Here is a 12,520-nt window from a genome sequence, read left to right as displayed (position 1 = left end):
AGATCTCGTCGGGTCGGTAGCCGAGGCCCAGCGCCATGCGCACCGCCACCGCCAGCACGATCACCGCAAGGATCAGGCGCAAGTGTTCGGGCTTCGCCTTCTGCGCAAACTGCGCGCCCACTTGCGCGCCCGTGACGGAACCGAGCAGCAGCAGCACCGCCAGCACGATATCGACCGCGCGCGTGGTCAGCGCGTGCATCATCGTCGTCGCCATGGTCACGAACAGGATCTGGAATAGCGACGTGCCGACGACCACCGACACCCCGATGCCGAGGATATAGAGCATCGCGGGCACAAGGATGAACCCGCCGCCAATGCCCATCAGCATCGTAAGGATGCCAGTGAACATGCCCAGCAGCAGCGGCGCGAGCGGCGAGATATAGAGCCCCGAGCGATAGAACCGCCAGCGCAGCGGCAGGCTGGCGACAAGCGGATGGTGGCGGCGCTTGCGCGGGGGCAGCGGTTTGCCGCTGCGCTCGGCCCTCAGCGCGCCAAGGCTCTCGTGCGCCATCAGGCCGCCGATCCCGCCCAGCATCAGCACATAGAGGATGTTGATCACTGTATCGATCTGGCCGAGCGACTGCAGCAGGCGAAACAGCAGCGCGCCGATCCCGGTGCCGATCACCCCGCCCGCTACCAGCACGCCGCCCATCTGGTAATCGATCCCACCGCGCCGGGCATGGGCAAATGCGCCCGAAACGCTCGCCCCGGTCACCTGGCTCGCCGCCGAAGCGGCCGCCACTGTCGGCGGCACGCCATAGAAAATCAGCAGCGGCGTAGTCAGGAATCCGCCGCCCACGCCGAACATGCCCGAAAGCAGCCCCGTCAGTGCTCCCAGCATGACGATGACAAGCCCATTGACCGATAGATTCGCGATGGGGAGGTAAACATCCATCCTGCGCGGGAGGCTAGCCGCTCCGCACGCGCTTGGAAACGCTCACGCCGGGATTTTTCCCATCAGAATCCCGCCGCCACTGTAAGAGCCGGACCAGACCCCGGCTCTGCCTTCCCCGCGACGCGAAAGCGCCAGTCCACGCCCACCCGCACGCCGATCCGGCGCGAAGGCGGTCCGACCATGCCGCGCAATTCGATGCGCGGGCCCAGATCGAGCCGCACCGCGCCGCGCTGCCCCCCGCTCCACACGCCGCCGCCCGCGCTCAGGCTCACGCCGGGCAGTGGCTGGGTCACGCGGCGCTGCGCCGTGGCTGCCATATCGAAAAACAACGTGGCACCGCGCCCCCCTGCCCAGCCGCCCTGGCCATAAGCTTCCCCCTCGAAGCCAAACGGGAGGCGCTGCGGTGCAAGCTCGGTCACCGCCATCACCACCGGGCGCGCCCGCACCGGGCCGCCCTGATCCTGCAAACGCACTTCGCCCAGCAGCGCCAGCGGCACGCCGCGCAAGGGCCGGGCCATCAGGCCGAACGCCGCCTCGCTCTGCCGCGTCTGGCCGCCAAGCGCAGCCGAGACCCGTGCATAGGCCTGAGGGCGCAGCGGGATCGACGGCGCAAGGGCATAGCGCAGCACGGCCCCGGCCTGGCTCCCGCCATAGGACGCCGTTCCCGCAGCCAGCCCCGGTGCGATGCCGCCGCCGCGCACCAGCACCCAGCCATCGGCAGACCAGCGCCGTTGGTGCCGCTTCCTGCCAGCCGCCGGATCATTGGCAGCCGACTGCGGATCAGCCGGCGCAAGATAGGCCAGCACCGGCCCAGTAAACGCATTGCCTTCAGCAGGGGCCGCGGGCGCGGGCGCAGTTTGGCTTGCAGTCTCGGCAAGACGGCCAGGCGGACCTGCCGGCACTGCAGCAAAGTCTGCCGCAGTCGCTGAAGGCCAGCGGCCATATGCGCTGCCACCGGCAGTCCGGCGCGGCCGCTGCGCCGCAAGCTGCGCCTCGCGGTGCCCGGCAGGCACGCCCTGCCACGCAGCCGCCGACGCGCTTTGGCGCGCATCGGCCAGCGCGGCGCGTCCGTCACCGCGCCCGCTCTCGCGCTCCGGCTCATTTCCGGATTGACCCGCCTGCTTGCTCGATGGCCTGCCTTCCGGCGCATTCATCGCGAGCGCAGCCATCGCCTCCCCGGCGGGAGCCAGCGTCCCCTCGATCGCGATGAAGGTCATCCGCACCGCGATCCACAGCGCCAGGATCATGACCAGCGCAATCACCGGCTGCCCGGGCGGCCCGGTGGTTCCGTGCCCCTGCCCGCTGCGCAGCGGGATCGTGGCCGCGTGCCCGTTCAGCGGAGCTGAACAAGTGCTGGAGGGGCAAGCCCTGGATGCACAAGAGCCGGATGCGCCAGATGGGTGGTGTGGTCCCATTTCACTCGGCCGGTGTAGAGCGACGCTATATAAGCCGAAATCGCGCGGCGGCCGGCCATGATCGCGATCACATTGGCCAGCGGCATGCGCAGCACCGCCATGATCCCCTCGCCCAGCGTGTATTCGCGCGCCGTGAAGGCCGCACGCAGCAGGCAACGCCACGCCAGCGCCACGAAATTGAGCACCAGCAGCAGCTTCAGCAGGGAGTCGATCGGCTGGGGATGATAGACGCCAAGCTGGGCGGCAATGAACAGCAGCGGCGAAATGAACAGCAGCAGATAAGCCGCCGCCAGCACGATGGCATTGAGCGGCGCGCGCCGATCGCGCAGCCGCATCCACAATTCGAGCGGACGCGCATCCCAGCCGAGCCGATCCCAACCCTGAAATGCGATTCCATGCATCCACCGCGTTTTCTGGCGCACCGAAGGGCCGAGCTCGGCAGGGAAAAACTCGCGCGTCGCCACCAGCTGGCCTTCCGCGTCGCGCATCCGCACGAACCGCGCCGCGCCGCCAATCTGGCCGACCAGCAAGCCGCACTCATAGTCTTCTGTCAGGCATTCGGCGGCGAACGGATCGGGCGATCCGCGCTGCGCCGCAATGGCTTCCACCGCCGCGCGTGAAAACGCACAGCCCACCCCGGCAGCAGGCAGGCCAACCCCCAGCCAATCGCGCACCACCATCGCCTTCCCGTGCGATTCGGCAAATTCATCGCAATAATGGCCCGCCACCCAGCGCGATCCCGATTGCGGCTCGGGCCGCACCGGCAATTGCACGAAGTCGGCTTCATCCAGCCCGCGATCGAGCAGCGCCAGCGCGGCAGGGTGCACCATGTCCTCGGCATCGTGCAGGATGATGCTGCGCGCGCGGAACCTGCCGCGCGCCTCGTCCTCGCTCAGCGCGGCATAGAGCCGGTTGAGGCAATCGGCCTTGGTCGTGGGCCCGGCAGCATCATGCACCACGATGCGCAGCCGCGGATCGGTTGCGGCCAGCATCATCGCGGCGAGCGTGCCGGGATCGTTGCGATAGCACCCGGCATAGATGCGCAAGTCCGCCTGCGGCCACGCCTTCAGCGTATGAGACAGCATCGCGCCCACCACGGCGGCCTCTTGCCACGCGGGCACGAACACCGCCGCCACTCCGCGCAGCGGCGCATGGCTATCGGCTGGCACAGTGCCCGTCTGCACCCGTCCGGTCAGGCGCAGCCACAACCACAGCAGGTCGATTCCGAGTTCATCGAGAGAGCCCACCGCGAACCAGATCGCAGCGAAGAGAAGAAGTTCATGCTCGGCACGGCCAAGCCACTCCAATGCCGTGTCGAACGGCGTCATTCCCTTGCCCTCGCGCCATAAGAGGCACTATCCCGTCATCTGAAATACGTCCGATTACCTATCGTTGCAACGACACCTGACCGAAGGATTGGTTCGAAAATGGCGAGAAACCTTGGCTTCGGCGGGCTGCGCAGCGCCGTCGCAGCCAGTGAGGCCGCGCCCGGTCTGGTGCTGATGGCCTGCGCCGCGCTGGCGCTGGCGCTCGCCAATTCGCCGCTCGCCCACGCCTGGCACGCGCTATTCCTCGCCCCCTTGCCGTGGAGCCCGGTGCCAGAGCTCGATACCATCCACGCGTGGATCAACGACGGCGCGATGGCGGTGTTCTTCCTTGTCGTAGGGCTTGAAATAAAACGGGAATTCGTGATGGGCGCGTTGGCCGACAGCGCCCGCCGCCGCCTTCCAGTGATCGCCGCGCTGGCCGGTATGGCGGTTCCCGCGCTCGTCTTTCGAATCGTTACTAACGAACACTCCGATCTGGCGAGAGGGTGGGCCATTCCCGCCGCGACCGATATCGCCTTCGCGCTCGGCGTGCTCGCGCTGCTCGGTCCGCGTGTGCCGCCTGCGGTGCGCTTGTTCCTGCTCACCGTGGCAGTCGTCGATGATATCGGCGCCATCGCGGTGATCGCCGTTTTCTACACGGCAACGCTCGCAACGGGCTGGCTGCTGCTCGCCATCGCCCTGTTTGGCGCGATGGCCGCGTTGAACCGATTCGGTGTCCGCCGCCTGCCGCTTTATCTGGTGCTGGCCGCTGCGCTGTGGCTGGCCGTGCTCCATTCGGGCATCCACGCCACGGTTGCCGGCGTCCTTGCCGCTTTCACCATTCCCGTCCGCCTCGATTCGCGCGGGGACAGCCCGCTGCTCCGCCTCGAACACGCGCTCGTCGGGATCAGCGGCTTCCTCATCGTGCCGCTGTTCGGCCTCGCCAATGCCGGGGTCGCACTCGGCGCGGGCAATCTGCTCGATCCCTTGCCGCTGGGCATCGCGCTCGGCCTCATCCTTGGCAAGCAGGTCGGCATCCTGCTCGCCGTGCTCGGCTGCGAACGGCTGGGCATCGCCCCGCGCCCGGCGGGGGCCAGCTTGCTCCATCTCTGGGGCATGGCGCTGCTGTGCGGCATCGGCTTCACGATGAGCCTGTTCATCGGCGCACTCGCCTTCGCGCAGGCCCCGGTTCTGATCGAGGAAGCCAAGCTTGGCGTGCTCGCCGGATCGCTCGTTTCCGCGCTGGCAGGGGCAGTCCTGCTCCGCATGGCCCCCGGCATCAGGGCCGATTGATCGACCAGACCGATCACAGCGACACGCATTTCGCGTGAACCTTCAAGGCTGAAACGGTGTAGAACAGGGCATCCCGGAACCCCCGGCAAAGGACAAGCACGATGCCTGGCGACAATGCAACCAAAGCCCTGATCGATACACTCAACGGCCTTCTCGCCGATTACTTCGCGCTTTATCTCAAGACCAAGAACTACCACTGGCACGTCAAAGGCCCGCAGTTCCACGATCTGCACCTGCTGTTCGATGCACAAGCGGCCGAACTCTTCGCGTTGACCGACGTGATTGCCGAACGCGTGCGCAAGAACGGCGGCACCACGCTGACATCGATCGGTGCCATCGCCGCGCGCAGCACGATCGCTGATGATGACCGCGATGGCCTCGATGCCAAGGCCATGCTCAGCGCCCTGCGCGATGACAACGCCGCGCTCGTCACCCGGATCCGCGCCGCCAAGGCCGCCGCCAGCGCTGCGGGCGACAACGCCACCGAAGGCGCAGCCGATGACTGGACCGATCAGGCCCAGCAGCGCGTGTGGTTCCTCGGCTCGATCCTCGGCTGAGAGATGCTTTCCCGGCTGCCTCCGCCGCTGCACCGCGCACTGCTGAGAATTGGCCAGCCGGTCCGCCTGCGCCTGTGGGGCCTGATGCGGCGCGAGGTGCGCGGCTGCAACGTGCTGGCCTTCGATCCATCGGGGTGGGTCCTGCTGGTTCGGCACAGCTATCACCAGCCGGACCGCTGGCTGCTGCCCGGTGGCGGCCTTGCCCGGGGTGAGGACCCCGCCTCAGCCGGCGCGCGCGAATTCCGCGAGGAAACCGGCTGCGTGCTTGAAAGCGCTGCGTGGGTAGGCACAGATCTGCGGTTCATGCCGGGCGGATGGACAAACCGGATTGAGATCGTCGCGGGAGAGACAACGGACACTCCTTGCGCCGACGGACGGGAAATCGTCGAAGCCGCGTGGTTCCCGCCCGGTGCCCTGCCGACCGAGACAGGCGCGGTCGTCCACGCGGCGCTCGTCATCTGGCAGCAGGCACACGCCTCAGAAGGGTAGGCTGCCCTGCTCCGCTGCGCCCGCGGGCACCGGCGCACTGTTTTCCCCTTCGAGCGCCGAAAGCGTCAGCCCCATCAGCCGCACCGGCTGCGGCAGCGGCAGCACCGCATCGAGCAGCGCCCGCGCCGTCTCGGCAAAACTCGCCGCGTCGGCCACCGGCCCGGGCAGCGATTTCGCCCGCGTGATCGTGCGGAAGTCCGTGTCTTTCAGCTTGAGAGTCACCGTCCGGCCCTTCGCACCGCTGCGCTCGATGCGCTCCCACACCAGCGTGATGATCCGCTCCAGCACCTCGCGCAGCGCCGGGCCGCTGCCGATATCGCGGTCGAACGTGCGCTCGCCGCCCACCGATTTACGCGGCCGGTCCGCGCGCACCCGGCGCAAGTCGATCCCCCGCGCCGCGCGGTAGAGGTAATCGGCCTGCGATCCGAAATGCGCCCGCAGAAACGCCAGATCGCGCTGCGCCAGATCGGCCCCGGTCGCGATGCCCAGCGCGGTCATCTTCTCCGCCCCGCGCGGCCCCACCCCGTGAAACCGCGAGACCGGCAGCCCCGCGACGAACGCCGCGCCCTCGCCGGGGCGGATCACGCAAAGCCCGTCGGGCTTGTTCTGGTCGCTCGCCAGCTTGGCGAGGAACTTGTTGTAGGAAACCCCCGCGCTCGCAGTCAGCCCGGTATCGGCCTTGATCCGCGCCCGGATCAGTTCGGCAATCCGCGTGGCAGAGCCGATCCCGCGCAAGTCATCCGTCACGTCGAGATAGGCTTCATCCAGCGAAAGCGGCTCCACGTGCGGCGTGAAGTGCAGGAAAATCGCCCTGATCTGGCGCGACACCGCCTTGTAGACCTCGAACCGCGGCGGGCAGAAGATGAGCTCCGGACACAACCGCGCCGCCCGCACCGAAGGCATCGCAGACCGCACGCCAAACACCCGCGCCTCATAGCTGGCCGCCGCGACCACGCCCCGCGCCGATGATCCGCCGACCGCTACCGGCTTTCCCCGCAGCGCCGGATTGTCGCGCTGCTCCACGCTGGCGAAAAAGGCGTCCATGTCGATATGGATCACCTTGCGCAGACCGCTGGCGGTCTCCTCGTCTTCGGTGGGGGTGTGCGGCGGCGCAGACATCGCGGCCATACTACCCCTTTTCGCAGTGCAGCATAAAGCGCTGGGAACCATTTCGCGTTCTGCTTATAGGCCGGGCGATGAAGATTGCATCCTCCGCCCCTGCCAGTACGCCCGGCAGCGCCCCCGGCACCGACCAAATGGGCCCGCGCGAATTCGTGGTGCTGATGGCCATGTCGATGGCGCTGCAGGCGCTTGCCATCGATGCCATGCTGCCCGCGCTGGCCGGAATCGCAGAGGAACTGGCAATCACCGACCCGAATCAGCGCCAGCTGATCGTGGGCGTGTTCCTGCTCGCCAGCGGCCTCGGCGCGCTGATTCCCGGCTCGCTGGCAGACCGCTATGGCCGCCGACCAGTGCTGCTCGGCAGCCTTGCGCTCTATATCGTACTCTCGCTGGGCTGCGCGCTCGTCACGGATTTCACCACGCTGCTGGTGCTGCGCGCAGCGCAAGCGCTGGGCAGCGCAGGGCTCACCGTGCTGCCCAGCGCCATCATCCGCGATCGCCACGGCGGAGATGCGATGGCGCGGCAAATGTCCACGATCACCGTCATCTTCATGATGGTGCCGATGGTTGCGCCCAGCATCGGCCTTGCCGTGCTGATGGTCGCGGGCTGGCGCTGGATCTTCGGGCTGCTCGCGCTGATGGGCCTCGTCGTCGGCCTGTGGGTCGGCCTGCGCCTTGAGGAAACGCTCGATCCCGCCAATCGCCAGCCGATCCGCCCCGGCGCGATAGCCAGCAACATGATCACCGCCGCGTCTGATCGCTCCTCGTTCGGCTATGTCGTGGGCGGCGGCCTGATCCTCGGCGCGCTGTTTGGCTATGTGAACTGCGCGCAGCAGTTGGTGGGCGAACATTTCGGCGCGGGCGACACTTTCCCGCTGATCTTCGGCGCCACCGCACTGTGCATGGCCTTTGCCAGCTTCTTCAATTCGCGCATCGTCGAACGCTTCGGCGCGCGGCGCGTTTCGCATACCGCCGTGCTGGTCTCGCTGGCGCTGAGTGCGCTGCAGGTCTGGCTCGCCAGCCGCTCGTCTGAAACCTTGATCGAATTCATGCCGGTGATCGCGCTCAACATCTGCATGGTCGGCTTCATCGGCGCGAATTTCAGCTCGATCGCGCTGCAACCTTTCGCGCACATGGCGGGCGCGGCGAGTTCGGTTCAGGCCTTCCTGCGCATGGTGATCGGCTCGGGCCTCGGCATGATCATCGGGCTTGCCTATGATGGCACCGCGCTGCCACTGGCGCTCGCGTTCCTCGGCTGCGGCCTCGGCGGGCTGCTGCTGGTGCTGTGGAGCGAACACGGCAAGCTGTTTCGCCGCATCAACCCGCGCGGCACCCTGCGCGAAGTGCCCCTACCCGATACGCACTGCTGAACCGGCAAAACGCCCGGCATAGGCGCGCAGCGCTGCCTCGGCAGGCTCGGGCCTGCCGAAGTGGTAGCCCTGCATCAGATGAATGCCCAGCGCGCGGGCGGCATCGGCCTGCGCCTGGCTTTCCACGCCCTCGATCGAACAGCCGATACCCAGCTGCCACGCCAGCGCCACGATCATGCCGGTCACCGCGCGCGCCCCCGGATCGGTCGCCAGCGCGCCGACCAGTTCGCGGTCCAGCTTGATCCGGTCCAGCGGCAGATCGCGCAATTGCGACAGGCTCGACCAACCCGCGCCGAAATCATCCAGCGCAATGCGGAAGCCTTGCTCGCGGAAAGCCACAAGCTGCGCCGCGGCCCGCTTGGGATCAAGCTGCAGCGCCCGTTCGGTCACTTCCAGCATCACCGATGCAGGGCTCGCGCCCGCCTCGGTCACGATCCCGGCAATCGTTTCGGCCAGCCCTTCGCGCACCACATCGCGCGCGGCCAGGTTGATCGAAACTTCCAGCCCCGTCTCCCACGGGCGGCATTCGGCCAGCGTGCGCGCCAGCACCAGCCGGGTCAGCTCGCCGGTACGGCCCGTGGCATCGGCAATGCTCAGGAATTCCCCCGGCGCCTGCCATTCGATCCCGTCGGGAGACCATCGTGCAAGGGCTTCCATCCCCACGATCTTGCCATCGCGGCAATCAAAGATAGGCTGGTACAGCAGCCGCAGGCGCTCCTCCAGCGCGCAATCGTTGAACTGGCGCATCACCGCAATGCGCCGCTGCAGCGCCACTTCATCGTCCGCGCCAAACGCCACGATTGCGCCGTCGCCCAGCTCCTTGGCCTTGTAGAGCGCCGCGTCCGCCCGTTCGAGGCAGGTCGAGGCGGCACTGCCCTGCACCCGGTGCAACCCGGTCGAGCCGCACAGCCGCAGTGTCGCGCCATTGAAGGGCATGGGTTCACGAATCGTATGCGAAAGCGCGCGCGCCGCTGCTGTGACCGCCGCGGTATCGAATGCGCCGTCGAACAGGATGGCGAATTCATCGCCCCCCAGCCGGCCATGCGCGCTCACCCCGGCAATCTGGCCGATGCGCTGATTGACCGTGCGCAGCACGTGATCGCCCGCCGCATGGCCATAAGTATCGTTGATGTGCTTGAACCCATCGAGATCGAACAGCGCCAGCCATGGCTGCCCGTTGCTGTCCGGTCCGGCCAGATGCTCCTCAAGGCACGCCAGGATCGCGCGGCGGTTGCGCCCGCCGGTCAGGTGATCCACCGTCGCCTGCCGATAATGCGCGCTGGCCAGCTCCGCCGTCTGCCGCTCGCGCCGCACCAGCAGCTGGCGCGAAAGCTCCAGCCGCACGAAATCGCGGTGCTGGATCTGCGTCATCGCCAGCAGGATCAAGGTGACGAACACCTGCGTCAGCACAATGCCCACGGCATTGGCATGGTGCGTCGCCAGCAGGAACAGGCTCCACGGCACGGTGAACGCCAGCCCCAGCCGCAGCGCCGTCTGCGGCGCATTGGCCATGCCCAGCACAGCAGAGAACATCGTCACCGCCATCACGAAATGCAGCAGTTCGCGCTGGCCCGAAGTGCCATAAGGATAGAGCCCGAGCGACCAGGCCACGAAGATCAACGCCGCCCAGCCCCCTAGCCGCTGCATCGCCTGCAAGTCCTGCCGCAGCCGCTCGACCGGCCTGCGCGAAACGCGGCCCGGCAGCCAATAGAGCGCCCGCTGCGCCGCCACGAACGTGATCACCGGGGCCACCAGCACCAGCGAAAGCGGCGCACTGCCATAGAAGCACACCGCCAGCAGCAGCGTGTTGAAGATCACCACAAGGTAGAGCAGCGGCGCGCGGTGCGAGACGCTGAGGGCATAGGCCTGGGTAAAGGCATCGCCCGGGCGCTGCTGCCAATGCCGCCCATAGCACGCCACCCGCCGCAAGCTGCCACGCAGCCAGCGTCGTGCGCTTGCGCGCACACCAGGTGAGGGACCACCACTTGCCATCGGCGTGATGTAAGGTGCGGGGGGTTAACGCCTTCTCAATCCGGCCGCCCGAGACAGACGAATTGGGGAATATTTAATACCGGAAACAAAGCCCCACGCGGGGATGAGAAGCCTTACGAAGCCTCGGCCGCCAACGCTTCGACCAGCGCCCTGACCTTCTTCTGCCGCCACTGCGGCAGCGGCGCGACCAACCAATAGGCCCGGCGGCTGCGCTCCGGCGCGCCCACTGGCACGACCCGCCCGGCTGCAATCGCGCTTTGCGCCAGCATCAGCGGCACCCGCGCCTTGCCAAGTCCGGCGGCGGCGGCGCTGATCGCGGTGCCGCCATCGCCCACCGAAAACTGCGTTTCGCGCGGCGCACCATCAGGGCCCGGACCGTCAGGCGCCGGATCTCCCGGCCAGGCGATCCACGGCGCATCCGCTTCGGCATCGGGCGCTGCCACGATCTGCATCACCGGCTCACCCAGCGCGATCCCCTCAAGCTCGCCCGGCCCTTCCGCCCAGCGCACCGCAAGGTTCAGATTGGCCTCGGTGAAATCAAGGTCTCCATCGCTGCCGACCAGCGCGAACCTGAGGCCCGGATTGGCAAGGCGAAAAGCCGCGAGTCGGGGGCTGAGCCAGGCTGCAAAGAAATCGCGCGGGCAAGCCAGGGTATAGACATGGCTCGATTGCCCGGCCTGCATCGCCTGCACGCCTTCCTCGAAGCGCAGGAAGCCTTCGCGGATCGCATCGAGCCCGGCCGCCGCTTCCTCGGTCAGCACCAGCCCTTTGGTCGTCCGCCGAAACAGCACCACGCCAAGCAAGTCTTCCAGCGCGCGAATCTGCTGGCCGACCGCCGCCGGGGTCACCGCCAGTTCGTCCGCCGCGCGGGTGAACGAAAGGTGACGCGCCGCTGCATCCAGCACGCGCAAGCCATTGAGCGGCAGGTGGGTCCGCTTCATTCCGCTTTCCGCAACCTCAGTTGGCCGTCGCGGGTGCGGCGAGCGGGAAGTAGGGGATCGCCACGTCGATCAGCGAGCCATCGGGGCGCTGCATCGTGTAGTGGCCTTCCATGCTGCCGTGAGGCGTACCCAGCGGACATCCCGAAACGTAATCGTGCGAAGCGCCCGGCTGCAGCAGCGGCTGTTCGCCGACCACGCCTTCGCCATCGACGAAGTTGATCATCCCGCGCCCATCGGTGATCCGCCAGTGCCGCGTCAGCAGCTGGACCGGCTGGTCAGAGCCGTTCTCGATCCGGATGTGATAGACCCAGAACCATTTGCCGGCATCGATCCGCGATTGTTCGGGCAGAAAATTGACAGCGACACGCACTGTCACCCCAGCCGTCAAGGCAGCATGCTGGAAGAGCTGTTTCATGACAGGTAAACTAGCCCAGAATGCCGCCGGTTCCAACGGGGGATTCAACGCTTCACCGCCTTGCCGCAACCTTTGGCAATCTCCACACCGCTATTCGCCATGCTCATTCGCGCCCCCGCTATCCTCTGCGCCTCCCGCGCCCACGGCGAAAACGGCGCGGTCGTGCGCCTGATGACCGCCGAGTACGGCCTGATCGCGGGCTATGTGGCGGGCGCACATGGCCGCACACTGCGCCCCGTGCTGATCCCCGGCAATCTCGTCGAAGCGCAGCTTACGGCGCGCACCCCCGGCCAGCTGCCCTCGGCCCGGCTCGAACTCATGACCAGCCGCGGCCCCTGGCTCACCGAGCCGCTGGCGAGCGCGGGTATCGGGTGGATCACCACGCTCACGGCGCGCAGCCTGCCCGAAGGCCAGCCCTTCCCTGCGATCCACGGCGCCATGGAAGCCGTGCTCGATGCGATCTGCCACGCCCCTTCCGCACGCGGCTGGGCGCGGGCCGTGGCTGCCTATGAAATGCTCCTGCTGCAGGAAATCGGTTATGGCCACACCCCGATCCCTCCGGCGGACGAGCCATGGCCAGGCCTGCTCGCCCGGCTGGACCGGCAGGGCCTTGCACTTGCCAAGCACCTGCTTGCCGATCCGCGCCGCGATGGTATGGCGGCGCGCGCCATGCTGATCGAGCGGTTGAAGCGGATCAGCGGCGAAACCCAATCTTCTGGGTGAC

The 12,520-nt window shown here is 67.6% G+C and carries 12 protein-coding genes; 5 read left to right on the top strand and 7 right to left on the bottom strand.

The annotated features are described in order from the left end of the window. The 3 genes from CFE35_RS20450 to CFE35_RS20440 all read right to left on the bottom strand — a co-directional run. Positions 1–895: sulfite exporter TauE/SafE family protein (locus tag CFE35_RS20450; protein WP_292933485.1), on the bottom strand; the 895-nt coding region annotated here is incomplete at its 3' end. Between the two features lie 62 nt (positions 896–957). Beyond that, positions 958–2,142 (bottom strand): hypothetical protein, encoded by a 1,185-nt coding sequence (locus CFE35_RS20445; RefSeq protein WP_292933483.1) that lies wholly within the window; start codon positions 2,140–2,142, stop codon positions 958–960. 86 nt (positions 2,143–2,228) lie between these two features. Next, positions 2,229–3,638 (bottom strand): glycosyl transferase family protein, encoded by a 1,410-nt coding sequence (locus CFE35_RS20440; RefSeq protein WP_292933481.1) that lies wholly within the window; start codon positions 3,636–3,638, stop codon positions 2,229–2,231. A gap of 99 nt (positions 3,639–3,737) precedes the next feature. Here CFE35_RS20440 and nhaA point away from each other — a divergent pair, with 99 nt between their 5' ends. The 3 genes from nhaA to CFE35_RS20425 all read left to right on the top strand — a co-directional run bounded on the left by nhaA (position 3,738) and on the right by CFE35_RS20425 (position 5,956). Next, positions 3,738–4,910: a Na+/H+ antiporter NhaA gene (nhaA, locus tag CFE35_RS20435; RefSeq protein WP_292933479.1), complete on the top strand. Its 1,173-nt coding sequence runs from the start codon at positions 3,738–3,740 to the stop codon at positions 4,908–4,910. 101 nt (positions 4,911–5,011) lie between these two features. Next, on the top strand, positions 5,012–5,467 hold the full coding sequence (locus CFE35_RS20430; RefSeq protein WP_292933477.1) for a DNA starvation/stationary phase protection protein: 456 nt from the start codon (positions 5,012–5,014) through the stop codon (positions 5,465–5,467). A 3-nt stretch (positions 5,468–5,470) separates the two neighbouring features. Then, a complete protein-coding gene (locus CFE35_RS20425; RefSeq protein WP_292933475.1) occupies positions 5,471–5,956 on the top strand; it encodes an NUDIX domain-containing protein in 486 nt (161 codons plus the stop codon). Here CFE35_RS20425 and dinB read toward each other — a convergent pair. Then, positions 5,945–7,075 carry a DNA polymerase IV gene (gene dinB, locus CFE35_RS20420; protein ID WP_292933494.1) on the bottom strand — a complete coding sequence of 377 codons (1,131 nt, stop codon included), beginning with the start codon at positions 7,073–7,075 and terminating at the stop codon, positions 5,945–5,947. The genes CFE35_RS20425 and dinB overlap by 12 nt on opposite strands. 77 nt (positions 7,076–7,152) lie before the next feature. Between dinB and CFE35_RS20415 the strand changes: the two genes are divergently transcribed. Then, complete coding sequence (locus CFE35_RS20415; RefSeq protein ID WP_292933473.1) at positions 7,153–8,448, top strand: multidrug effflux MFS transporter; 1,296 nt, start codon at positions 7,153–7,155, stop codon at positions 8,446–8,448. Here CFE35_RS20415 and CFE35_RS20410 read toward each other — a convergent pair. The 3 genes from CFE35_RS20410 to apaG all read right to left on the bottom strand — a co-directional run bounded on the left by CFE35_RS20410 (position 8,428) and on the right by apaG (position 11,796). Then, positions 8,428–10,413 carry an EAL domain-containing protein gene (locus CFE35_RS20410; protein WP_292933471.1) on the bottom strand — a complete coding sequence of 662 codons (1,986 nt, stop codon included), beginning with the start codon at positions 10,411–10,413 and terminating at the stop codon, positions 8,428–8,430. The two genes, CFE35_RS20415 and CFE35_RS20410, sit on opposite strands and share 21 nt — an antisense overlap. Positions 10,414–10,553: 140 nt before the next feature. Further along, entirely contained in the window at positions 10,554–11,381 is an 828-nt protein-coding gene (locus CFE35_RS20405) for a LysR family transcriptional regulator (RefSeq protein ID WP_292933470.1), read from the bottom strand. Between the two features lie 16 nt (positions 11,382–11,397). Continuing rightward, positions 11,398–11,796 (bottom strand): Co2+/Mg2+ efflux protein ApaG, encoded by a 399-nt coding sequence (gene apaG / locus CFE35_RS20400; protein WP_292933468.1) that lies wholly within the window; start codon positions 11,794–11,796, stop codon positions 11,398–11,400. 99 nt (positions 11,797–11,895) lie between these two features. On the opposite strand from apaG, the gene CFE35_RS20395 reads away from it, so the two are divergent. Further along, positions 11,896–12,519: a recombination protein O N-terminal domain-containing protein gene (locus CFE35_RS20395; protein WP_292933466.1), complete on the top strand. Its 624-nt coding sequence runs from the start codon at positions 11,896–11,898 to the stop codon at positions 12,517–12,519. Position 12,520: the final 1 nt, after the last annotated feature.

The organism is Novosphingobium sp. PASSN1 (assembly GCF_002278815.1).
Note: the sequence above shows the minus strand (reverse complement) of the source record. Positions and strands in the feature narration are given on the sequence as shown.

What these genes read in the sequence shown, in the direction of transcription:
- CFE35_RS20445 (WP_292933483.1), bottom strand. Translation starts at nt 2,142, where the DNA reads ATGATCCTGGCGCTGTGGATCGCGGTGCGGATGACCTTCATCGCGATC.
- CFE35_RS20440 (WP_292933481.1), bottom strand. Translation starts at nt 3,638, where the DNA reads ATGACGCCGTTCGACACGGCATTGGAGTGGCTTGGCCGTGCCGAGCAT.
- nhaA (WP_292933479.1), top strand. Translation starts at nt 3,738, where the DNA reads ATGGCGAGAAACCTTGGCTTCGGCGGGCTGCGCAGCGCCGTCGCAGCC.
- CFE35_RS20430 (WP_292933477.1), top strand. Translation starts at nt 5,012, where the DNA reads ATGCCTGGCGACAATGCAACCAAAGCCCTGATCGATACACTCAACGGC.
- CFE35_RS20425 (WP_292933475.1), top strand. Translation starts at nt 5,471, where the DNA reads ATGCTTTCCCGGCTGCCTCCGCCGCTGCACCGCGCACTGCTGAGAATT.
- dinB (WP_292933494.1), bottom strand. Translation starts at nt 7,075, where the DNA reads ATGTCTGCGCCGCCGCACACCCCCACCGAAGACGAGGAGACCGCCAGC.
- CFE35_RS20415 (WP_292933473.1), top strand. Translation starts at nt 7,153, where the DNA reads ATGAAGATTGCATCCTCCGCCCCTGCCAGTACGCCCGGCAGCGCCCCC.
- CFE35_RS20405 (WP_292933470.1), bottom strand. Translation starts at nt 11,381, where the DNA reads ATGAAGCGGACCCACCTGCCGCTCAATGGCTTGCGCGTGCTGGATGCA.
- apaG (WP_292933468.1), bottom strand. Translation starts at nt 11,796, where the DNA reads ATGAAACAGCTCTTCCAGCATGCTGCCTTGACGGCTGGGGTGACAGTG.
- CFE35_RS20395 (WP_292933466.1), top strand. Translation starts at nt 11,896, where the DNA reads ATGCTCATTCGCGCCCCCGCTATCCTCTGCGCCTCCCGCGCCCACGGC.